Source organism: Brevibacterium sp. CSND-B09 (assembly GCF_052906525.1).
This window is the reverse complement of sequence record NZ_JBREGI010000001.1, coordinates 173,159-196,473: the sequence shown is the minus strand read 5'-3', so window position 1 is coordinate 196,473 and position 23,315 is coordinate 173,159. Positions and strand designations below refer to the sequence as shown.

At 64.9% G+C, this 23,315-nt stretch carries 16 protein-coding genes; 7 read left to right on the top strand and 9 right to left on the bottom strand.

The features are described from left to right. Window positions 1–61: 61 nt before the first annotated feature. Together ACU4IU_RS01050 and ACU4IU_RS01045 are read right to left on the bottom strand one after the other, a co-directional pair. Window positions 62–610 carry a DUF1003 domain-containing protein gene (locus ACU4IU_RS01050; RefSeq protein ID WP_229663902.1) on the bottom strand — a complete coding sequence of 183 codons (549 nt, stop codon included), beginning with the start codon at window positions 608–610 and terminating at the stop codon, window positions 62–64. A gap of 2 nt (window positions 611–612) precedes the next feature. Beyond that, complete coding sequence (locus ACU4IU_RS01045) at window positions 613–1,887, bottom strand: magnesium transporter MgtE N-terminal domain-containing protein (protein ID WP_101544936.1); 1,275 nt, start codon at window positions 1,885–1,887, stop codon at window positions 613–615. Between the two features lie 216 nt (window positions 1,888–2,103). Between ACU4IU_RS01045 and ACU4IU_RS01040 the strand changes: the two genes are divergently transcribed. Then, window positions 2,104–4,029 carry a calcineurin-like phosphoesterase C-terminal domain-containing protein gene (locus ACU4IU_RS01040; RefSeq protein ID WP_172169129.1) on the top strand — a complete coding sequence of 642 codons (1,926 nt, stop codon included), beginning with the start codon at window positions 2,104–2,106 and terminating at the stop codon, window positions 4,027–4,029. 110 nt (window positions 4,030–4,139) lie between these two features. Here ACU4IU_RS01040 and ACU4IU_RS01035 read toward each other — a convergent pair whose 3' ends face one another. Further along, entirely contained in the window at window positions 4,140–5,231 is a 1,092-nt protein-coding gene (locus ACU4IU_RS01035) for a P1 family peptidase (protein ID WP_446655681.1), read from the bottom strand. Continuing rightward, entirely contained in the window at window positions 5,231–6,757 is a 1,527-nt protein-coding gene (locus ACU4IU_RS01030) for an aminopeptidase P family protein (protein ID WP_446655680.1), read from the bottom strand. Before ACU4IU_RS01030 ends, ACU4IU_RS01035 begins: the two co-directional genes overlap by 1 nt. Window positions 6,758–6,835: 78 nt before the next feature. Between ACU4IU_RS01030 and ACU4IU_RS01025 the strand changes: the two genes are divergently transcribed. Continuing rightward, window positions 6,836–7,693: a PHP domain-containing protein gene (locus tag ACU4IU_RS01025; RefSeq protein ID WP_139466944.1), complete on the top strand. Its 858-nt coding sequence runs from the start codon at window positions 6,836–6,838 to the stop codon at window positions 7,691–7,693. 228 nt (window positions 7,694–7,921) lie between these two features. Here the strand turns inward: ACU4IU_RS01025 and ACU4IU_RS01020 are convergent, their stop codons facing one another. Continuing rightward, window positions 7,922–9,454: a DEAD/DEAH box helicase gene (locus ACU4IU_RS01020; RefSeq protein ID WP_446655679.1), complete on the bottom strand. Its 1,533-nt coding sequence runs from the start codon at window positions 9,452–9,454 to the stop codon at window positions 7,922–7,924. 60 nt (window positions 9,455–9,514) lie between these two features. On the opposite strand from ACU4IU_RS01020, the gene ACU4IU_RS01015 reads away from it, so the two are divergent. Further along, entirely contained in the window at window positions 9,515–10,147 is a 633-nt protein-coding gene (locus ACU4IU_RS01015) for a ferritin-like fold-containing protein (protein WP_039210607.1), read from the top strand. Window positions 10,148–10,295: 148 nt separating this feature from the next. On the opposite strand, the gene ACU4IU_RS01010 is transcribed toward ACU4IU_RS01015, so the two are convergent. Next, window positions 10,296–10,517 carry a DUF3107 domain-containing protein gene (locus ACU4IU_RS01010; protein WP_139466946.1) on the bottom strand — a complete coding sequence of 74 codons (222 nt, stop codon included), beginning with the start codon at window positions 10,515–10,517 and terminating at the stop codon, window positions 10,296–10,298. 120 nt (window positions 10,518–10,637) lie between these two features. Next, window positions 10,638–11,231 carry a TetR/AcrR family transcriptional regulator gene (locus ACU4IU_RS01005; protein WP_253903686.1) on the bottom strand — a complete coding sequence of 198 codons (594 nt, stop codon included), beginning with the start codon at window positions 11,229–11,231 and terminating at the stop codon, window positions 10,638–10,640. A 115-nt stretch (window positions 11,232–11,346) separates the two neighbouring features. Here ACU4IU_RS01005 and ACU4IU_RS01000 point away from each other — a divergent pair, with 115 nt between their 5' ends. Both ACU4IU_RS01000 and ACU4IU_RS00995 read left to right on the top strand, forming a co-directional pair. Continuing rightward, the gene (locus tag ACU4IU_RS01000) at window positions 11,347–14,667 is read left to right on the top strand and encodes a PD-(D/E)XK nuclease family protein (RefSeq protein WP_446655678.1); all 3,321 of its coding nucleotides are present in this window, start codon (window positions 11,347–11,349) and stop codon (window positions 14,665–14,667) included. After that, a complete protein-coding gene (locus tag ACU4IU_RS00995; RefSeq protein WP_139466948.1) occupies window positions 14,667–17,846 on the top strand; it encodes an ATP-dependent helicase in 3,180 nt (1,059 codons plus the stop codon). Before ACU4IU_RS01000 ends, ACU4IU_RS00995 begins: the two co-directional genes overlap by 1 nt. A gap of 2 nt (window positions 17,847–17,848) precedes the next feature. Here ACU4IU_RS00995 and ACU4IU_RS00990 read toward each other — a convergent pair whose 3' ends face one another. After that, a complete protein-coding gene (locus ACU4IU_RS00990; protein ID WP_229663904.1) occupies window positions 17,849–19,075 on the bottom strand; it encodes an aminoglycoside phosphotransferase in 1,227 nt (408 codons plus the stop codon). Between the two features lie 137 nt (window positions 19,076–19,212). Here ACU4IU_RS00990 and nudC point away from each other — a divergent pair, with 137 nt between their 5' ends. Then, the gene (gene nudC, locus ACU4IU_RS00985) at window positions 19,213–20,190 is read left to right on the top strand and encodes an NAD(+) diphosphatase (protein WP_139466949.1); all 978 of its coding nucleotides are present in this window, start codon (window positions 19,213–19,215) and stop codon (window positions 20,188–20,190) included. Further along, the gene (locus ACU4IU_RS00980) at window positions 20,187–22,226 is read left to right on the top strand and encodes a UvrD-helicase domain-containing protein (protein ID WP_446655677.1); all 2,040 of its coding nucleotides are present in this window, start codon (window positions 20,187–20,189) and stop codon (window positions 22,224–22,226) included. Before nudC ends, ACU4IU_RS00980 begins: the two co-directional genes overlap by 4 nt. On the opposite strand, the gene ACU4IU_RS00975 is transcribed toward ACU4IU_RS00980, so the two are convergent. Further along, the gene (locus ACU4IU_RS00975) at window positions 22,203–23,105 is read right to left on the bottom strand and encodes a hypothetical protein (RefSeq protein ID WP_446655676.1); all 903 of its coding nucleotides are present in this window, start codon (window positions 23,103–23,105) and stop codon (window positions 22,203–22,205) included. The two genes, ACU4IU_RS00980 and ACU4IU_RS00975, sit on opposite strands and share 24 nt — an antisense overlap. Between the last annotated feature and the right edge of the window lie 210 nt (window positions 23,106–23,315).

The following is a 23,315-nucleotide window of genomic DNA, read 5'->3' as shown; positions in this document are numbered from 1 at the left end:
CCTTTCCTTCCCGGAACAGTGCTCCCGGGCCCTCAACACTACCGCTTCGGCGGTCGTCTCGTCATCCGCCTCGAGGGCCGCCTCGGCGCTTTTCGGAGGCCCGGGGATCGACCTTGTCGGTCCCGTTTTCGTCCTGTCTCTCCTCCTCGAGCTCCTTGAGCAGATCCTTGAGCTCGGAGCGGATGAAGTCACGAGTGGCGACCTCGCGCATGGCGATGCGCAGCGCCGCCACCTCTCGTGCGAGGTACTCGGTGTCGGCCAGGTTGCGTTCGGCGCGCTGCCGATCGTGTTCGAACTCGACGCGGTCCCGGTCGGTGCTGCGGTTCTCCGCGAGCAGGATCAACGGCGCGGCATAGGAGGCCTGAAGGGACAGGATGAGGGTCAACAGGGTGAAGTTGAGCGATCGCGGGTCGAACTGCCACGATTCCGGCAGCAGGGTATTCCACAGCAGCCACACCGCACAGAACACCGTCATCCCGACGAGGAACGCGGGAGTGCCCATGAACCGAGCGAAGGCCTCGGCTCCGCGTCCGAAGGTCTCGGGGGAGACGGTGAAGCTCGGCAGTCGGCGCTTGCTCGACCGCGGGATCTCGAAATCATCGACGGCCATATCTACCCCCTGCTGCGATCGTCTCGACCGGTGGTTCGCCAGTCCTCGGGCAACAGCTCGTCGAGGACGTCATCGACGGTGACCACACCGACGAGGCGATCGTTGTCGTCGGTGATCGGCACCGACACCAGATTGTACGCGGCCAGCAGCTTCGCCACCTCGCCGAGCGGAGTCTCCGGCGACAGCGGTTCGACCTCGGTGTCGAGCATGATGCCCACGGCCTCGTGCGGCGGATGGCGCAGCATCTCCTGGATGTGGACGAGACCCAGATACTTGCCAGTCGGGGTCTCTACCGGCTGCCTGCAGACGAAGACCGCGGCAGCCAGCGCCGCAGGCAGGTCTTCCCGCCGGACATGGGCCAGCGCCTCGGCGACAGTGGCTTCCGGGGTGAGGATGACCGGTTCGGTCGTCATCAGACCGCCGGCTGTGTCATCGTCGTACGCCAGAAGCGTACGCACATCTTCGGCCTCATCCGGTTCCATCAGAGTCAGGAATCGTTCGGCCTGTTCATCGCTGAGCTCGCCGAGGAGGTCTGCCGCATCGTCTGGAGCCATCTCTTCGAGCACGGTCACGGCTCGTTCGGTTTCGAGTCCGGTGAGGATCTCGATCTGGGTCTCGGCCGGCAGCTCCTCGACGACATCGGCAAGGCGTTCGTCATCGAGGGCTCGGGCCACCTGGAGGCGGCGAGCGGCGTTCATCTCGAAGAGCACATCGGCGAGGTCGGCAGGCTTCGTGTCCTGATAGGCGGCGATGAGCTGAGTGGCTTCCTGATCGACCTCGGAATCCACAGGATGGTCGGCATCCGTCCAGTCGATCTGCTTGGTCTCGCCGCGGCGGCGGAACGCGGCGAAGGCGCTGCGTTCGGGCACACGACGCACGAACAGCCTGGTGACCTCCCAGTCCTTGTTCACCTGCTGTTCGATGCCGACGTCCTCGACGAGCACCGGTGAGTTGTCTTCGCGCAGACGCAACCGTCGGTCGAGCAGGTCATTCATCACCAGGGTCTCGGATTCGCGCTGTTCGAAGCGGCGCATATTCACCAGGCCGGTCGTGATGACCTGGCCGGAGTCGATCGCGGTGACCCGGCCCATCGGCACGAATACTCGGCGACGGCCCGGCACTTCGACGACGAGGCCGATGACTCGCGGGAACTGCCGCATCGTCGCACGATAGACGACGACGGCGTCACGGACACGGCCGACCTGATCGCCGAGAGGGTCGAACACGGGGGCGGAGACGAGTCGGGCGACGAAGACTCTTTTCGGTGGACCACTCATGTTCTCAGACTACGTGGTGCATGGAGTTTTCAGTGATCGCCTCCACGAATTGAATCGAGATCACATTCGCGGGCGGTGAACGCAGTGGGCGTCGGGTTCCACTCGCCCACTTTTCCTATTCATCAAGCCGTCCTGTCTGCTTCATCTCGATGTCGCCCCGTCTCCCTAGGGTCATTTCTCGGCAGAACCCGCCATAGTCGAATACAGGAGAAATCCATGCAGACACGACGAATCCGCCCGCGCACCGCTGCCGCAGGCTTGGGAGCCTGTGCCGCGCTCTCGCTCTTCGCTCCGCTTCTCTCGCCGACCTCGGCGACGGCCGCGGACGCACCGGCTGAACTCTACGAGGGCCACGTCCAGGTCGACCGCGGCAAGGCCGCCGACCCGAAGAAGTTCACCGGTCAGGTCTTCGATGACGTGAACGAGAACTCGAAGCTCGACGGCGACGAGAAGGGAGTGGCCGGAGTCGCGGTGTCCAACGGCGTCGACGTCGTCCAGACCGACGGCGAGGGCCGCTACGAGCTGCCCGTGCGGGACAACATGACCGTTTCCATCACTCAGCCGTCCGGCTGGCAGGTTCCCGTCGATGAGGACAAGGTCGCACAGTTCAGCTACAACCACCTGCCCGAAGGGTCCGGTGATCTCGAATACGGCGGCATCGAACCGACAGGGGACACGCCGAAGGCCGTGAACTTCCCGATGGTCGAGTCGAAGGCCTCGGCAAAGGGCGAGCAGAACTGCCCGATCGCCTCCGACACCCAGGCCTATGACAAGACAGAGATGGGCTACGCCCGCGACGGAGCCGTCGGTGACCTTGCTGATCGCAGTGATTATGGGGCCTGCGGAGTGCTGCTGCTCGGGGACAACGTCGGTGACGACCTCAGTCTCAACGATGAACTGCGCGATATCTACTCCCAGATGAACGGACCCGTGCGCGTGGCCCCGGGCAACCATGACCAGGACTACGACGCGGTCGACGACGCTCACGCCCTCGACACCTTCCGTGACCAGTTCGGACCCTCTTACTTCTCCTACGACGTCGGCAAAACCCACTTCGTCGTCCTCGACAGCATCGAATACGAGGGCAAGGCGAACAAGAAGAAGTACAAGGAGAAGATCAGTCAGGATCAACTGACTTGGCTGGAGAACGATCTGAAGAACGTGCCGAAGAACGCACAGGTCGTCGTCGCCACCCACGCGCCCATTCTCACGCACAAAGAGGTCGTCGTCGACAACGCGAAGGACTTCTACGACGTCATCTCCGACTACCCGAACGCCGTGACCGTCGGCGGACACACTCACACTCAGGAGAACCTCGTCGCAGGCGAGACGAGGAAGGAATGGGCTGCAGCCGGGATCGAGAAGCTGCCGAACACGCAGATCGTCGCCGGTGCCGTCTCCGGCGACTGGTACTCCGGCGGCCTCAACGCCGACGGGCTGCCGTACTCATTCACTCAGGACGCTTCGGAACCGGGCGTGCTCACCCTCGAATACGACGGTGCTTCGCGCAGCGAACGCTACACCGTGCGCAACGAATCCGACGACCACCAGCTGCTGCTCGGCGTGAACTCGCCCGAGTGGCGCGACTGGGCGCAGAAAGCCCAGGAATGGCAAGACGCGGACAAGAAGGGCACCGCTCCGAAGGAGATCTCCGAACGCGTCGTCACCCGCGAGGACCTCAAGCAGGGCGAGACCTGGCTGACCTCGAGCTTCCTCGCCGGCACCTCGGACGCACGAGTGGAGGTCAGCTTCGACGGCAAAGCACCGAAGCAGTCCGAGCACACTCAGCCGGGCAAGGGCGAAGCTCTGGCCAAGGGCTGGGAGTACACCGATCCGTACACGGCATCTCAGAATCTGCGCACCTCCGGCAATGTGGGCCAGTCGAGCTCGCACCTGTGGCGGACCGAGATCCCCTCGAACCTCGACCTGGGCACCCACACCGCCGAGGTGACCGGAACCGACCGCTACGGTCGTGACTTCACCGAGTCGGTCCGGTTCACCGTGGTCGAGGATGAGGCCGCGGCGAAGACCGAATCGCAGAAGCTGCTGCGTCAGGATGGCTTCGATACTCAGCAGAAGAAGGAAGTCCGAGACCCGAAGGGTCTCGACTCCGAAGAGGCTCAGTCGGCTCGCAACGACTGACAGCTGAAGAAGGAGCTGCAGCTTCGTGCGGCTGTCGGATGATGGCGCTTGGAAGCTGCGGAGAACTGAGAGGAGCGGGGCCCGCCGAACGGCGGGCCCCGTCTCCGTGATCAGAGAGCGTTGAACTCCGAGGCGAAATCCGGTGCGATCTCGCTCAGCGTCGGCGGCTGCCCCCACGAGCTGTCGACGGGTGTCGCCGAAGCGTGGGCGTCGAGGATCGCCAAGCTCAGCGCATCGGCTGCCGCCGCGGAGATCATCACGAGCTCTCGGGTGGCGGCGTCACGATCGGAGGGCAGATCCTGCGCTCCGGTGGCGATGCCGAAGACCGTGTCGCCGTCGAAGAGGGTGTGCGAGGGCCGCACAGCTCGGGAGATGCCCGCGTGCGCACCCGATGCCATCCGCGTGGTCTGTGCCGAGTCGAGGCGTGCATCGGTTGCGACGATCGCAATCGTCGTGTTCTTCGCAGCAGTCCCCGGGACCGGCGCTGCCGAGTCGGGGAGACTCAGCACCTTCGGCAGATCGAGGCCGATCGAGCGCAGCAGCGGGTCCAACCACAGACCGCCCGACGGCGTGCCGATCGTTCCCAGCGAATTCGCCACGACGAGCGCCGCGACCATGGTTCCGCTGGGGAGCCCGACGGCATAGGATCCGAGCCCTCCGCGCACACTCTGGAATCCGGACCGGGCTCCGATGCCTGCCCCGATGCTGCCTCGGACGTCGTCCGTCCGTCCGGACAGCGCCGCTCGTGTCGCCTCGGCGCCTTCGTCCGGTCTCGGCGGTGCCACGGAACCGTTTCCGCGGCCGAGGTCGAAGATCGCGGCGGCAGGAACGAGCGGAATGACCGCATCGGCAAGTCCGGGAGCAGGGAATCCGAGTCCCGCCTCGGCGAGGGTATCGACGACTCCGGAGACGGCACCCAGCCCGAATGCGGATCCGCCGGTGAGGACGATGGCATCGGCACCATAGGAATGTGTTCCCGTTGCGATGACATCGGTCTCACGGGTGGCGGGACCGCCCCCGCGGACATCGACGCCGATGGTCGAACCGATCGGTGGCAGCACGGTGGTGATCCCGGTCAGCCGGCTGTCGGTGAACTCACCGGCATGGCCGAGGCGGATACCGGGGATCTCGAGGACTCCGCGCCCGCGGAACGGGCCGGGTCGTGCCTCGGAGCCCGAACCGCGTGCGGTATCCGAGGTCATCAGCGGTCCTGGGCTCGGCTCTGCACCCAGGCCTCGATCTCGGCGCGGGTGCGGGGGAAGTCGGCCGAGAGATTCTCCACTCCGTCGGCGGTGACGAGGACGTCGTCCTCGATGCGGACACCGTTGCCGCGGAACTCCTCGGGCAGGAGCAGGTCGTCTGACTTGAAGTACAGTCCGGGTTCAATGGTGAAGACCATTCCCGGTTCGATGGTCGCGTCCAAGTACATCTCCGCTCTCGCCTGCGCACAATCATGGACGTCGAGGCCGAGGTGATGACTGGTGCCGTGGACCATCCATCGACGGTGCTGCTGTCCTTCCGGTGACAGCGAAACGGCAGCGGAGACCGGCAGCACACCGAACTCTTCGAGACGCTTCGCGATGACCTCCATGGCCGCCTCGTGGACCTCACGGAAATTCACAGGACGGTTGGGGTGATCTGCGGCCACAGCGAACGCGGCATCGGAGGCTTCGAGCACGGCATCGTAGATCTTCGCCTGCACCGGAGTGAAGGTGCCCGAAACGGGCAGGGTGCGGGTGATGTCCGCGGTGTAGAGCGAATCGGCTTCGGCTCCGGCATCGACGAGGATGAGGTCACCGTCCCGGACCTGACCGTCATTGCGGATCCAGTGCAGGGTGCAGGCATTGTTGCCCGAGGCGGCGATCGTGTCGTAGCCGACCCCGTTGCCGTCGGAGCGAGCGGCGGTCTCGAACGCGGTCTCGACGACACGCTCACCACGACGGTGTCCGAGTGCCTTCGGCAGCGCTGCCACCACGTTGTCGAAACCGGCGCGGGTGATGGCGACGGCTTCGCGCAGCTGCGCGATCTCGTGGTCGTCCTTGATCAGGCGCAGCTCGGAGAGCAGCTGGGCCAGTTCGGCGTCGCCTGCCTCGGATGTCTCGAGATCGGCCTGGACCTGGCTGCGAGCCAGGTCGATGACTCCGTCGATGCGGGCGTCGGCCTGTCGGACGAGGCGCACGGAGATGGCCCCGAGATCCTTCGTGATGGCGTCATCGACAGTGGCGGAGCTCTCAGTTGCGATGCCGGTCATGGTGGACATCGCTTCGAGATCAGCACGCGGTCCGACCCAGTACTCTCCGTAGCGGGAATCGGAGAAGAACTCCTCCGTCTCGGCACCGGCGCGGGGACGGAAGTACAGCGTCACATCGTGGCCGTCGCCCTCGGGTTCGAAGACGAGCACGGCGTCGGGTTCGGAGTCGGTTTCCAGACCCGTGAGGTGGATGAACGCGGAATGAGCGCGGAAGCGATAATCGGTGTCGTTCGAGCGGACCTTGAGTCCGCCGGCGGGAACGACCAGCCGTTCGCCGGGAAATGCCGCCGAGACCGCGTCCCGACGGGCAGGGGTGAAACCGGCGGCGGCGAGAGCCTCGGCGTTGAGGGGAGTGCGATCCCAACCGGAGGCGACGAAGTCGCGGAAGGCGGCGGAATTCGGGCGATGCGAGCGGTTGTTGACGCGGTCTGCGAGGTCCTGAGTCGAGTCTGGGGTATCTGAGTTGTGCTCTGTCATGCCGCCAGTCTAGACGGGCGGAGTGACATGGTGTGTACACGTGGAAGTCGGAACGACAGATGCAGATAGACTGTGACCATGGTCATCGATCTCCACGTGCACACCGCATTTTCGGACGGGACCCAGACCCCGTCCGAACTCATCTCAGAAGCCTCGATGGAGGGCATCGACGTCGTCGGACTCACCGATCACGACACCACTGCAGGTTGGACCCTTGCCGAAGATGCCGCCCGCGTCTACGGGCTCGGCCTGGTGAGGGGAATGGAGATCTCCTGCCGCTACGAGGGGATCAGCGTGCACCTGCTCTCCTACCTCCACGACCCGTACGATACGGGGCTGGCCGAGGTCGTGCAGGAGACCAGGCGGGCGAGACTCGATCGCACCCACCTCATCATCGAACGATTGGCCGAAGACTATCCGATCGACATGGATGCGGTGCTCTCCGTCTCGGGAGAGGACGCCACGATCGGACGTCCGCATATCGCCGATGCGCTGGTCGCGGCCGGCGTCGTCGAGTCCCGCACCGAAGCGTTCTCGTCGATTCTGTCCAGCCAGGGAAAATATCATGTGTCCCTGCCGACGATCGATCCGATCACCGCGATCGGGCTGATTCGGGAGGCCGGGGGAGTCTCGGTCTTCGCCCATCCGCGCGCAGCCATGCGCGGTCGGGTCGTGCCCGATTCGGCGATGACCGAATTCATCGCCGCCGGTCTCGACGGACTCGAGGTCGACCATAGGGACAACCCTCCGCAGGAGCGAGAGGCGATGCGACGTCTGGCGCATGAGCACGACCTCATCGTCACCGGCTCCAGCGACTATCACGGCACGGGCAAACCCAACCGCCTCGGCGAGCACGTCACCTCCGACCATATGCTCGCGAAGCTGCTCGAGCGTGCGGCATCACGGCCGGGGGGCGTCGACTACATCCAGGGCTGAGCCCGGCTCCGATCTGCGCCAGCCTTCATCCGGCGGTTGAGATCGGCCGAGGATTCGGCGGACGCAGCGCATGCGCGTGATGGATGATGAAGCGTGCGAACATCATCGGTCACAGAATCGAACGGGATCAGGGCTCGAGTCGAATACAGGATGCACGAAGGGCCCCGACCGAGTGGTCGGGGCCCTTCGTGCAGACGGTACGGAGAATAGGTCTCGCCAGCGGAGAGGTCAGTCCTCGCTGGAGTCGGTGGCCGGGTGACCGCCCTGACCCGCCTGGCCGCCCTGCGCGCGGTTGACCGGCTTGCCGCCGCGGGTGCGGCGACGGCTGCGCTGGCGGCGCGGTTTGCGGCTCTCCTCGCCGGATGCGGACGAGGCGTCACGACGGTCGGATGAGCCGCCTCGGCGAGAATCCGAACGGCCACGGCCGGAACAGCGACGATCAGACTCACGGGGCTGGCGCTCACCGGAGGACTTCTCGTCCTCGCTTTCGGGGTGCTGGCGCGGCAGTCGGCCCTTGGTGCCCTTCGGGATGCCGAGCTCGGAGAAGAAGTGGGGCGAGGTCGAATAGGTTTCGGCGGGTTCATCGAAGTCGAGGCCGAGGGCCTTGTTGATGAGACGCCAGCGGGGCATGTCATCCCAGTCGACCAGGGTCATGGCGACACCGGAGTTGCCGGCTCGACCGGTGCGTCCGATGCGATGGACGTAGGTCTTCTCGTCCTCGGGGCACTGGTAGTTCACGACGTGGGTGACATCGTCGATGTCGATTCCGCGGGCCGCGACATCCGTGGCCACGAGCACGTCGACCTTTCCGTCGCGGAAGGACTTCAGAGCCTTCTCACGCTGTGACTGACCGAGATCGCCGTGGAGCGCCTTGACTGCGAAACCGCGATCCTCGAGTTCGGCTGCGAGCTTGTCGGCGGTGCGCTTGGTGCGGGTGAAGATGATCGTGCGACCACGACCCTCGGCCTGGAGCATGCGGGCGACGAGCTCGGATTTGTCCATCGAATGGGCGCGGTAGACGAACTGTGTGGTGTTCTTGCCCGTCAGCGACAGGTCCTCATGGTCCTGGGCGCGGATGTGGGTGGGCTGGTTCATGTAGCGGCGGGCGAGGGTGATGACCGCCCCCGGCATTGTCGCGGAGAACAGCATCGTCTGCCGGTGGGCGGGCACCGCGTTGATGATCTTCTCGACGTCGGGCAGGAAGCCGAGGTCGAGCATCTCATCGGCTTCGTCGAGGACGACGGTGCGGACGCGGTGGAGCTTGAGGATCTTGCGACCGTAGAGATCGAGGAGGCGGCCGGGGGTGCCGACGACGACGTCGACGCCGGATTTGAGCCGGTTGATCTGCGGATCGAAGTCCATGCCGCCGTAGATGGTCATGATGTCGATGTCACGCTGCACCGAGGCGGTGACGAGATCGGCCGCGACCTGCTTGGCCAGCTCACGGGTGGGAACGACCACGAGGGCCTGCGGCAGCCGCGGCTCCTTGGCATCGCCCACGCTGTCGGGAGTCGAATCGGGGTCGGAGGTGACCGACGAGTCCTCGGTTTTGCCGACGACACGCTGGAGCAGGGGGATTCCGAATCCCAGGGTCTTTCCGGTGCCCGTCTTCGCCTGCCCGATGATGTCGGCTCCCGACAGTGCCACGGGCAGTGTCAGCGCCTGAATGGGGAAGGGGTGGGTGATTCCTGCCGAGGCCAGTGAGGCCACGATCGGTCCGGCGACTCCCAGCTCCGCGAAATCCGCTTCTGTCTCCGCCATATTCCAAACTCCTTTTAGCGCGTACGCGCTTGTCATGGTGCGAACCGGTAGTCTTGAACTATGCCCGATTCTGTCCCATTGGCCGGTAATGATGCTGCAACGCTCGCACTTCTGGCGTTCGGCGAGCTGACCGGTTTCGAACGTATGGCCACAAACGCGACGACCGCAGCGGATCTGGATGACAAGGTCATCCTGGCGCGGCTGGCCTCTCAGTCATTCGCGAACTTCGAACAGCTCTCACAGCACATCGATCAGATGGGCCAGGATGTGATCGAGCTCTGTCAGCATTTCGAACCGACCTTCAGCACTCTGGCTGAAAGGACTCGTCCTCGCGACTGGTACGAAAGCCTCATGAAGGGATTCGTCTTCGACGGAATCATGAATGATTTCTACCGCACGGCGGTGGACGAACTCGCGGAGCCCGGATACAGCCTGGCTATTGCAATTCTCGATGATACACGTGCCAGCGAATATGCGCGCAATCGTCTGACCTCCGAAGTGGCTGTCGACACACAGCTGGCCTCGCGGCTGGCCCTGTGGGGCCGCAAGCTCGTGGCCGAGACCCTGGGACGGGCACGCAGTCTGCTCACCGATCCGTTCCTCGGCCTCGACGAAGATCTCGTCGTCGAGCTGATCCCGGCGGTGACGTCGAATCACTCGAAGCGGATGTCGGCGCTCGGTCTCGTCGCCTGATCACACTATAGGCGCCTGCACCGGCAGCGGAGCACGATTCCGCGTCTGCAGCACGAACCTGCGGATCCTGCGAGGGACGCATGGTTCCGCCGCGAACGCGAAAAGGGCCCCAGTCGTTGCGACCGGGGCCCTTCCGCTCAGGCGCAGCTCAGGCGCTGAAACCTACGCGACGTGAAGTCTCGGCACCGATTTCGAGGTAGCCGAGCGAAGCGGAGGGGACGTAGACCTGACGGCCCTTCGTATCGGTGAAGGTCAGCAGTCCATCGGACTGGATCTTCTCTTCGACGCGGGCGGCGAGAGCCTTCGCATCCTCGTCCGTTTCGAGGGTGATCTCGCGCTGAGTCTGCTTGACGCCGATCTTGATTTCCATGGTGCTCCTTGTGCCGATGCTCGGTGATCGATGACGGATTGGACTGTGTTCAGCTTAACGTCCGCAGACTTGGGTTTCTTCCCCATGGATTCTGCTGAAGGCTGAGCGGCCGGTGGAACGTCAGCGATCTGCGAACGACCGCAGTCCGCCCCAGCTCATCTGGGTGAGCAGTTCGACGGCTGTGTCGACGTCGACACCGCGCTGAGAGTCGATCTGCTTGACGACGACCTCGGCGGTGCCGATGAGAGCCCGGCACAGCAGCTGTGCCTCATCGTCGCTGAGGCGGGCGAAGTTCTTCAGCGCCGACACGACCCGTGTAGCCGAACTCTCCCGCAGCGCGCGCAGCTTCTGTTCGGCTTTCGGCTCGTAGACGTCCGAATTGAAGATGATGACGAACTCTTCGCGGTGTGAGACCACGAAGTCGAAATACGCGCGATAGGTCGCGTGGACCTGCTCATGCGGATCTGTCGTCGATCCCAGAGCTTCGGCGAGCCGAGAGTCGAGCAGCGCCGCCGAGGAATCGATGAGCGCCAGATAGAGGTCCTGCTTCGAATCGAAGTGCTGATAGAGCACAGGCTTGGACACACCGGCTGCCTCGGCGATCATGTCCATTGAGGTCGTCCGATATCCACGGGTGGCGAAAACGGAGCGTGCGACTCCCACTAATTGGTCGCGGCGCTGGTCACGGGGCAATCTCTGTTGTGGACTCGACATTCTTCAATGCTACGCGAAGACAGGCTGTGCACCGGGCATCCGCGCTGTCACTTTGACGACGCGCCGGTCAGGGGCTCGGAAGTCTCATGTCAGCGGGCCGTGATGGAATACGAGTATGGATGAGATGACGCAGCGGATGGGCAGCACCCTGCTCTCGGGCGGCTGCCTGAATATCATCGGGCGGCCGGGAACCGGGAAGACGACTCTGCTCGAGTCGCTCTATGCACAGCTGGTGTCGGCGATCGACCCCGCCTCGGTCCTCGTTCTCACACCCGACCGTGATCACGCCGATGTGCTGCGCAATCGTCTCGAGCTGCCCGCTGACGCGGTTCTCTCCTCCGCCCCGGCCCGCAGTCTGGCGTCGTTCGCGTACGGGATCGCCCGTGCCGCACATACGACGCGGACCGGGGAGGATCTCGAATTCATCTCCGGTGCCGATCAGGATGTGTTCCTCGCCGATCTCCTCGCCGGACACGAACTCGGTCGTTCCCGCGGCCCGGCGTGGCCGTCGGAGATCACCGCCGAGGTGCGCTCGACCTCGGCCTTCCGAACCGAGGTCCGCGACGCGCTCAACCGAGTGATGGAGTTCGATTTCGGAATGCGCACGCCCGACACGTCGCAGGAGATCGCAGAACACGTGTTCGACTTCGGTCGCAGCGCCCTGGATCGTGCCCTTGCCGACAACCCCGACCCTCGGTGGCAGGCCGTGGCTGAGATCCTCGACGAATATCTGGGCATCATGTCCATGCCCGGCTACGGGGGCGTCGACTCCGCGACCGTTCTCGCCCTTGCCGCTTTCGAGATCCTCCGCGAACCTGCCGAGGTGACGGCCGGACGTTCGTGGACGTTCGCCCCTGACCGATTGCCCACAGTGGTTCTGGCCGACGGGGTCCAGGACTTCCCTGCCGCCAGTTGGGGAATCCTCGAACAGCTGCGGGCCAGGGGGAGTGCCATCGCTCTGTTCGGCTCGCCCGAGACGGTGACCGGACGTTTCCACGGAGCCGACGCGTCGATCATCGATCGGGCGACGGCCGAGGCCGGCTTCGAAACGGTCGTGCTCGATCGTCAGTGGGATGTCGACCCTGCATTGGCGACGACCATCGACGGCTTCGGAGCCAGGATCACCACGCGCTGGTCGACCGGTCATATGCCGCGCCCACGTCCCCTCGAGGATGCTGTTGATTCTGCGGCTTCCGCTGAGGCGTCGGCGACCGTGCCGCAATCAGCTCCGACAGCGGCACCGGTTGAAGAGCTGTCTCCCGTGTCGTCCGAGCCTGCCGTGGAGACGCACGTATTCGAGGGCAGTGCGTCCGGACACCGATATCTGGCCCGTCGGATCACGAACTTCGTCGAACAGGGGCACAGCTGGTCCGATGTCGCACTCATCTGCCGCAATTCGTCGAGTGCTCGCGCGATCGCCAATGAGCTGAGAGCCTCAGGGGTCTCGATCGCCACTCTCATGCAGCCGCTCAATGTCGACCCCGCGACCGCACCGTTGTTGGACCTGCTTTCGGCCGCCCCTGATTTCGACGATGACGAGTCGATCGCCGACCTCGCTCTGTCCCTGGCCGGCAGCATCTACGTCCGCCTCGACCCCGTGCAGATCCGCCGTTTCCGGCGAGCAGTGCGCAGACAGTTCCCGGCGTCCAGCAGCACGGCGTCGCTGGCTCAGGCACTGCGCAGCCCGATCGACGATTCGTCCCCACAGGGACTGGCCACGATCTCACGGATGCTCCACGCCGCTGCTGAGGTCGGCACCACCGACCCCCACCAAGCGCTCTGGAGCATCTGGGACGCGGCCGGAGTCGCTGAGAAATGGCAGATCGAAGCCCTGCGCGACCCGGAATCGGTGACCAACGGCTATCTCGATTCGGTGCTCCGGCTGTTCGCGCTGGCCGAGAAGATCGCCGACCGCGGCGGTTTCACCGCTCGCTCGTTCGCCGGCATCGTCGCCGAACAGGACATCGCCCAGGATTCCCTGGCCGATACCGCAGGATTCGCCGACCACGTGCTGGTGGGCACCCCGTCCTCACTGGCCCATGTGCGTGTGCCTCTGGTGATCATCGCCGAAGTCAACGAAGGCGTCTGGCCGAACCCGAAGCTGCGCGGCGGAATCCTCGGCCTCACCGATCTCACGGCGGTGCTCGCCACGGGTGAGACGGTCACCGGTGACCCCGGCTACCACGCGCATGCGAAACGGACGAATCTGCGTGAAGAGGGCGAGCTGTTCTTCACCGCGCTCAGCCGTGCGCAGGAACGCGTGATCGTCACCGCCGTCACCGATGCGGAGACCGAGCCGTCCCCGTTCTTCGATGTGCTCGCCGCTGGCTCCGCCAAGGGCACCGAGGCGGCCGACGGCTATGCGATCACCCACGAGGATGAGCTGCCTCCGCTGACGGTACCGGAGATGGCAGCACATGCCCGCGCTCATCTGCTGCAGACGGCTGCCGCGGCCGATGTCGAAGCTGCGGGGCCATCGTCGACGCTTGTGGACGCCACCACGACCGAAAGCGCCGAAAGCTCTGCGATTCCGGACGCGGACACGCGGTCATGGGCGGCGCTGATGCGGGCGCTCTCAGCTGGTGGCGGGGCGGTGGGGTCACCGACGCAGTGGCGCGAGGCTGAGGACATCACCACGAATGAGCCGCTCTTCACCGACTCCGATACGGTTCGCGTCTCACCCTCCCAGGTCGAAGCATTCACCGACTGCTCTCTGCGGTGGTTCCTCACCCGCAACGGTGGTGACCGCCCGATGTCGACAGCCCAAAGTCTCGGAACCATCATCCACGCCGCCGCCGAGAACTATCCGGAGGGCCCCACCTCCGCGATCCGCAGCTTCGTGGAAACTGAGTTCGCGTCCTTGGAATTCGACGCAGAATGGGAACGGGAACGGGAATTCGATGTGGCGATGACCATGGCCGACCGGCTCGGCGACTACATCAAGAAGACTCCGGGCCGCCTCGTCGGAGTCGAAGCACAGGTCTATGCGGTCGGTGCCGACTCGAACGGACGTGAGTGGAAGGTCACCGGACGCCTCGACCGAGTCGAGGAGGTCGAGGGCGGACTGCGCATCGTCGACTTCAAGACCGGCAGGAACGTCGTCGCCGGCAAGGAGATGGACCGGCATGCACAGCTGGGTGTGTATCAGGAAGCCATCAATTCCGGGACCATCAGGATCGGTGAGGACCAGGAGCTCGATGCACACGCTTTCGGCGCTGAACTCGTCTTCCTGCGCAAGTCGGCTCGCACTGTTCGGGAGCAGTCGGCGCTCGACGTCGATGAGAACCCCGACTGGGCTCGTGAACTCATCGACGACGTGTCCGGCAGGATGCGTGCCGCGAGCTTCCCCGCACGGGTCGACCCGCAGAAGTGCAAGTCGTGCCCCGTCCGATCATCGTGCCCGGCGATCGGCCCGAAGATGTTGGAGGAGAACTGATGCGCTTCACCGCCGAGCGGCTTGCCGAGCTCACGGCTGCCGACCCTGCCCAGGCCCTCCCTCCGAGCCCGGAGCAGAAGGTGATCATCGAGGCCGACCCGGCACAGTCGATGAAAGTCACCGCCGGGGCCGGATCGGGAAAGACCACAGTCATCTCCCAGCGTGTGGTGTGGCTGGTCGCCAACGAATTCGTCTCTCCCGAAGAGATCCTCGGCCTGACCTTCACCCGCAAAGCAGTCGGAGAACTCGGCGGACGCATCCGAGTGCTTCTGTCGCGTCTGCGGCACAACCTCGGCCGGGGTCAGGACCTTTCACTGCCCGGTCTCGACAATCCGACCGTGTCCACATACAACTCCTATGCCGCGTCCATCGTCAGCGAACACGGGGTGAGCATCGGCATCGAACCCGAAACTGTCCTCCTCGATGACGCCGCGGCACACACCATCGCCGGGACTCTCATCGATTCGACGCCACCCGACGAGATCCCCGGCGATTTCTCCCGCGAGACGATGATCGCCGATGTCATCGCCCTGGCAGGGCAGATGAATGATCACGGTCGTGATGTCGACGACGTCACGGACTATCTTGAGCAGTGCCTGGCTGCCCTGGTGTCCAGCAAGGGCAAGCCCGTCGATCCCAATGGACGACGGGCAAAGCTCGAAGCGAAGATCCGAACGGCCCGACTGGCTGATGCCTATATGCGCGCGAAACGGCGCAATCTGGCCATGGACTTCTCCGACCAGGTGCGATTCGCCCAACGCATCCTCGACGAGGTGCCCGCCGCGGCCGAGGCCGAGAGAGCCAGGTGGAAGATCGTCCTCCTCGACGAGTTCCAAGACACCTCGGTGGCTCAGCTGAAGCTCTTGCGCGACCTCTTCCACTCCACCGCAGTGACCGCAGTCGGTGATCCCCGCCAGGCCATCTACGGTTGGCGCGGCGCCAGCGCCGACAACATGGTGCGTTTCTCATCGGACTTCCGGGACGTCGAATCACTGTCGCTGAGCACAAGCTGGCGCAACGACCGTTCGATCCTGCAGGTGGCCAACCGCATCGCCGCCGGACTCGCTGACAGCAGCGAGTCTCCGCTGTCGGCCCGCGATGATGCCGGTGAGGGCGAAGTCTGTGTCGAAATCAGCTCGGGTGCCCACGATCCCGATTTCCTCACCACGGGCCTGCGCGCACTCACGGATTGGTTCCACACGATCCCCGCAGGTTCGTCGAAGGCCGTGCTGTGCCGCAAACGTGCCCACTTCGCGCCGGTCGCGGCGGCGCTGGAAGCCGCCGGATTCGCTGTACACGTGCACGGTTCCTCCGGGCTGCTGACCGATCCCTTCGTCGCAGATCTGCGCGCGGTGCTCACCGCTGCGGTCGATCCTATGGCCGGCGACGAGATCATGAGGCTCGTCAGCGGACGCATGCTCGGCCTCGGCGCAGGCGACATCGCGGGGCTGCAGGCCTTCACTCGCCGTCAGACCGAGCGGCGAGCGTCCGAGCGAACCGAACCGGCCGCCGAGGAGGTGATCGCCGAAGCTATCGACCAGGCGACGATCGTCGAAGGCATCGATGAGCTCATCGAAGTGCGGCGCGTCCTCGACCAAGGAGCGCGGACAGCTGCTGACAGGGGACTCATCGCCGACTATCAGCGGTCCGGTCTGAGCTCGGAGGCGCTGCATCGTCTGGTCCGGTTGGCTCGCGCGCTGCGGGCCACCCGGTCGGGAACCGGCACCGTGGCTTCGATCATCCGCACCGCGATGTCCGAGACCGGAATCGATTCGGATATCTGGGGCCTCGGCGATTCGCTGCGCAATCTGCACAGAGCCTCCGTCGACGCTTTCCTCTCCGCGGCCAGCCAGTACTCGGCCACCGATGACAAACCCTCGATTACAGGCTTCCTTTCCTGGCTCAGTCTCATGGAAGCTCATGATGCGCTGAGCGTCGCCGAGCCGACGACGGCAGCCGATGCGATCAACATCATGACCGTCCATGCCTCGAAGGGTCTGGAGTTCGACGCCGTCGCCGTTCCGTCTCTGGTGGTCAAGGACTTTCCCACCGAGCCGCGGGACAAGGAAGGGTGGATGGATCGCACGGCTCTGCCGTACCCGTTGCGCGGTGACCGCGCACACCTCGTCGACTTCGACCTGCGGGAGGCCGAATTCGAGACGAAGAAGGCCCTGGATGAGTGGATCGGAGACTTCATCCGTCCACGGATCGCCGACGCGCACGAGGGGGAGGAGCGACGCCTCGCCTACGTGGCGTTCACTCGTGCGAAGAGGCATCTGTGGCTCGGGGCGGAACTGATGGGTTCGCGCGCGGTTCCCGACGACCCCTCGCCCTTCCTCACCGAAGCGATCGAAGCCTTGGGCCTCGAAGTGGAGATTCCGGAACCTGCCGACGACACGGCGGAGGACCGCATCGAGACCACTCCATGGCCGGTGCCGCGCACGAAGCAGGTCGCCGCCGCACAGCGAGCCGCCGGTTGGGTCGAAGCGAGCCCGGACGTCAGCTTGGAGTCCTTGGCCGATAATCCGGGAACGATCGGGCGCTTCGCCGCTCAGGCCCTGCGCATCGGTGACCGGCCCGAAGCGGTGTCCGCTGCGGCCATGCCCGACCGTCTGTCGGCAACGGCGCTGGTCGCATGGAGGAGGGACCCGCAGGGTTTCCGTACGCAGACCCTGCGTCCGATCCCGGCTCCGCCCAGCCGGGCGGCCGAGATCGGAACGACCTTCCATTCCTGGGTGGAACAGCACTTCGGCCAGTCGAGCATCGAAATCGGCGAAGACGAATCAGTGAGACCGATCGACGCCGCGACGGTCCAACGGCTGCAGGAGACATTCTCAGCCTCCGAGTTCGCGACGCGTCGGGCCGACCATGTGGAGATGTCCTTCGAACTCGTCCTCGGCAGATTCCGGGTGCCGGGGAAGATCGATGCGGTCTTCATCACCGGGGATCATGCCGAAGTTGTGGATTGGAAGACCTCGAAGAAACCCGATGCGGCAGTGCTCGAAGTGATGAAATGGCAGCTGGCGCTCTACCGGTTCGCGATTCTCAGGGTGCATCCGGAGATCGCCGAGGTGACGGGGACGTTCTACTTCGTCGGCAGTGACGACATCGTGCAGTTCACAGATCTGCCTGATGAGGCCGAAGTCGTCGAATGGCTGGAAGACAACGACATGGGCTGAGATCAGCGGATCCGGCCGGTCTCTTCCCCGTCATCAGTTTCGTCGGCGTCCCGAGTCGGCTCGGTCCGCACCTGCGATCCCGGCTCGGAGTCGAACTCCGAATCGTCTTCCGAGGGCGCCGACGGAGGCTGAGCTCCGGGAATGAACACATCGGGGGCTGCGGTCTCCGTGATCGCGGCTTCCACGTCGGGAGCATCGGCCGCTGCCGGGGCAGAGGAATTCGGGGCCGCTCCGCGAGTGTCTCCACCGTCTGCAGGTTCGATCGCGGACTCAGAAGTCGGTTCCTCAGTGGAGGCGGCTGCATCGGCCGAGGAACCGAACAGGACCTCATTGAACGAGCTGAGGAGCCCGGCGGCATCCTCGACGGCGGTTTCATCCCCGGAGTCGACCGCCTCGAGCAGCCAGTCGAGCACTGCGAATTCGGCCAACAGCTCGGCGCGGGCAATGACATGCTCGTCGGCGCGGGGCCGGGAATTGCGGTACTCCTCGTAGAAGGTCGGCAGGGCGGCAGGATCGATCAGCGCGGAGGCCGCCGCCAGATCGATGGCCGGATCGGCGACGCGCAGACGACCGATCTCGGCGAGTGCGAGCACTCGCTCCTGATCGGTATAGACGCTCGTCTCATCGAGAGAACCGTGGATGGGCGTGGCAAGGAAATGCCAGAGCGCCACCTTCTCGAATTCCTCCTCCCAATGCTGCAGCAGAGACGACGGGACTCGTCCGGTGCTCGCCGCCTGGTCGAGGCGCTCAAGGATGAGGAACTGTGATCGAGAGGGATCCTCCACCGGGAAACCGGCATCGGCGACGGGCTCGGGCGCAGCCGAATGCAGAGTCGCCAGAGCCTGGGCCAGCGAACTGGCCCGCGCAGTGTCGGAGATGGGCACATCGCCCAGCGGCGCACCCGGCAGCGGATCGGCTAGTGTCACAGTCGTCGGGGACGACGTGTCGAAGTAGTCGGCGTCCACCTCGGTGATGGCCCGCAGGCGCGGCCATACGAAGTCAGCGTGTGGATACATGGACTCGTAGATTCGTCCCGCCTCGGCTGCTGAGCCGATGTCCGCGGTCCGATCGAGCTGGGTCTGAGCCGTTGCGACGAGCTGCTGATCGTCATCGCCGAGCAGGACTCTGACTCCGGCATCCAGCGGCGGCAGGGGTGTCCATGTCGTCGGGACGAAGCCGTCGAGCATCGTCGCCGCGATCGCAGTCAACTTGAGCGCCTTGGTATCCACCTTCCCCAATCTACCGTCTGGGTTCGACTGAGACACGGGACTCGCCGTCGAGCGTGTCTGCCGAGGGGACATTCGGGTCCGGTCAGGCATTCACGGCCACGGTCTGAGTGTCAGGACGCTGAGATATCGTGGAGGGCATGAAGCCATTGCCTCCAGTGCAGCCGATCAGCCTCGCCCGACACGGAATCGATCGGGACCATCTGACTCGGGGCCACGACGGAGACCTCAGCGAGATCTGGGCCTCAGGGGCCCTCGCCGTCCTCGAACATCGCGGATCGCTGCTCGTCGCCGGCGGCGGGCTCTTCCTGACCGACCGCGAAGCTGTGCCGGAGGGCCAGACGGAGGTCTACCTCGGCCGAGACCCACAGGGCACCCGCTATATCGGAGTGTCCTTGGACGACGACGGTCGCAGCCACGTCGATTCCCGATTGGACGCCTCTCGCGCCCGGGACGCCACCGATCTGCTGACCGCTCCGGGAGAGGGGATCGACAGTTCCGAACCCGTCTGGCTGACCCTGCGTCATCTCGCCGAAGCCCTTGACGATGTGCAGGTATCCCTGGCCTGCGAGATCGTCGGTTTGGGAAACTGGCATCGTGCACACCTGTTCTCCCCGCGCACCGGCGCACCGACCACTCCGATCATGGGCGGATGGGTCCGCCGCGATCCGGTGACCGGAAGCGAACACTTTCCCCGCACCGATCCGGCAGTCATCGTCGTCATCGTCAACACCGATGACGACGGAGTCGAACGTGTCCTGTTGGGCAACAACGCCGCCTGGGAATCCGACCGGTATTCGCTCCTGGCCGGATTCGTCGAACCGGGTGAGACACTCGAACACGCGGTGATCCGCGAGATCTGGGAAGAAGCTCATCTCGAAGTCACCGAACCTCGGTATCTGGGCTCTCAGCCGTGGCCGTTTCCCTGTTCGCTCATGCTCGGCTTCTCGGCCGTCGCTCCCAGCCGAGACTTCGCCGCCGACGAGGCTGAGATCGCCTCGCTGCGCTGGTTCACCCGGGCGGAGCTGCGCGCTGCCATTGCGAACGGCGAGGTGCGCGCTCCATCGACGATCTCCATCGCCGGTCAGCTCCTGTACAGCTGGTTGGACAACGCATGAATGCTTCGGCCACGGCCCTGCTCGAGGCCTTGGACGAGGAACAGCGCGCCGTCGCCACCCATTTCGACTCACCGGTGATCGTCCTCGCGGGTGCCGGCACCGGTAAGACCCGCGCCATGACGCACCGGATCGCCTTTGGAATTGCGTCGGATGTGTTCCCTGCCAACCATGTCCTCGCGCTGACATTCACCGCCAAGGCGGCGGGGGAGATGCGCTCACGCCTGCGCGGACTCGGAGTCCCCGCGGTCCAAGCCCGTACGTTCCACTCCGCAGCGCTGCGTCAGCTGCGGTTCTTCTGGGACCGGTTCGCCGAAGGAGACTTTCCGCGGATCATCGAGAACAAGGCGGGCATCATCGGCTCGGTCATGCAGAGCCTCGGGTTGGAGACCAGTCGGGAACTGACCAGAGACGTCGCGTCGGAGATCGAGTTCGCGGCCTCGTCCCTGCTCGGCGTCGACGACTATGCGACGAAGGCAGCGGCCCGGGACCTCCCCGGTCAGCTGAGCGTCGACGATATGGTGCGGATCTTCGAAGCCTACGGGGAGGCGAAGACACGGGGACGGCTGCTCGATTTCGATGATGTGCTCCTCGTGCTCTCGGGAGTTCTGGCCGAGTATCCGGCGATCGCAGCCGAGATCCGCGAACAGTACAGGCACTTCGTCGTCGACGAGTTCCAAGACGTCTCGCCGCTCCAATACGATGTTCTCTCCCGGTGGCTGGGCCCCCGTGACAATCTCTGCGTCGTCGGCGATCCCGCTCAGACCATCTATACCTTCGCGGGAGCCGATGCGAGCCTGCTCGGTTCGCTCAGCACGTCGATGCCCGAGGCCAGAACGATCCGCCTGGTGCGCAACTACCGGTCGTCCCAGGCCATCGTGTCCACCGCGAACAATCTGCTGCGACACACCTCTCGGACCGCGCTGACCTTGCGGACCGACAACCCGATGGGCCGCCTGCCGCGCATGGTGGAGTATCCGACCGACGAGGCCGAGGCCACCGGGGTCGTCCAGGCTATCTCGGCAGAGATCCAGGCCGGACGTCGTCCGCGCAACATCGCAGTCCTCTTCCGCACGAACGGACAGAGTCCCTCCTACGAACAGGCTCTGGCCGCAGCCGGGATTCCCTATGTGCTGCGCGGCGGAGAGCGCTTCTTCGCGCGCAAAGAGGTCAAGGAGGCCGTTCTCATGCTCAAGGCCGCACGCGCGACCTCGAGCGGACAGCGTCTGACCGAAGCCGTGACAGAGGTTCTCGGCTCTCTCGGATTCACCCGAGAGCCGCCGGCCGCCGGAGCCGGCAGACAGCGTTGGGAATCGCTCAAAGCCCTCGTCGACCTCGCCGAGGAGCATCAGCACGGTCAGGAACTCCCTGTGCCGATGGAGGTCTTCCTCAGCGACCTGTCGGATCGTGCCGAGCACCAGTTCGCCCCGGACATCGAAGGCGTCACTCTGGCTTCCTTCCACGCGGCGAAGGGCCTGGAATGGGACAGTGTGCACCTGGTGGGTCTCAGCGAAGGTCTGCTGCCCATCAGCTATGCCCAGACGCCTCGAGCCATCGCTGAGGAACGTCGCCTGTTCTACGTGGCGCTGACGCGTGCAGGCACAGACCTGCGGATGAGCTGGTCGCTGGCCCGGTTCGACTCCAAACAGAGACCGCGGAGGTCATCACGCTTCCTCGCCGAACTCGGGCAGTCGGGACCGACGATGGGAGATGGCCGCACAGCGTCGAACTCTGCGGCGCTCAACCGCTGCCGCGGCTGCGGGAGGGCATTGGTCTCGCACCTCGACCGTGCACTCGGACGATGTCCGGACTGTCCTGCCGACATCGATCTCGAGCTGCTGGACCGTCTGCGACGCTGGCGGGTGCGCATCGGAATGGAGCAGGGACTGCCGCCGTACCTCGTTCTCACGGACACCTCGCTGTCAGTCATCGCGGAGGTCCGTCCCCGCACCCTCGACGAACTTGCGCGGGTCCCCGGCATCGGTGCGACGAAGCTCGAACTCTACGGAACTCACCTACTGGGTCTGCTCGGCGACTGACCCGAAATCCGGGACCGGCGTGCGACACTGGCAGCGATCGTGGAAGGTCATTCCACTATCCGTGACCTCGCCGGCATCCAAGGTGACCACGCGTCGGATCGGTGCTGTTTCGGGGCGCAGCAGCGCCTGACGAAGCATCTGAACAACATGCGCCGAACCGAGGATGCGTGCGGCGGGATCGCTGAGGCTCTCACGCTCCGGCAGGGCACGCAGACGCGGATGCTGATCGAGCCAACCGGCATCGCTGTCCTTCCGGTGCAGGCAGGAACACACAGAGCACGGTGTCGAACCGGGCCGGATGAGTCCCGTGATCTCCACAGACTGCTCACCGAGGACGACCTGACAGTGGTCGACTTCGCGATCACTGAGCCACATGGCGGAATTGAGGTCCGGAACCAGGTGAGAACTCGTGACCACCACCGGTGAAGCCATGAGATCGAGCTCCTCGACACGGCGAGCCGCGGCGACGGCGAATCCGAGAGCCGCCAGCTGCCCTTCGACATGGGAGCGCAATGGACCCGTGACCAGCACGGGCCGGGACCTGAGGACCTGGGAGACCCGATCCGGCGACAGATTGAATATGCGCGCCGCGGCGAAGACCGGGGACCCCTTCGGTACGGTGCCGCCGTCCGCGTCGGCCGGGATGAGGACACCTGCCTCGCCGAGGAGGGTGATGAGGGAGCTCGCCCTGCTGAGGTCGACCCCGAGTTCCTGAGCGCGTGAATAGAACTGAGCCGAGCCGATGCCGAGACGGAGATCTTCGATGAGACTGGCGTCACCGAGCAGCAGCCCATCGATGAGCACAGGATCATCTGCGCCGAACTGGATGCACGAGGACGAACGCCATGTGATGGGAACACTCGGAAAGATTCTGAACATCTCGGCCCCTTCGCCTCGCCATCGTGGAGACTTCCACAGTAGTGAACGAGAGCCGGAATGGCCACGGCAGGAGAGAAGTTGTGGATAATCCTGTGGAAAAACGGCTGAGGACAGGCCGGGAAGCGCGTCTCGGCATGCCCTCAGCCGCATAGTGCCCCAGGCGCTCGCGAGGACTCGTGCGGCTTCCCCTTCCGCACGCATCCTCGGGTT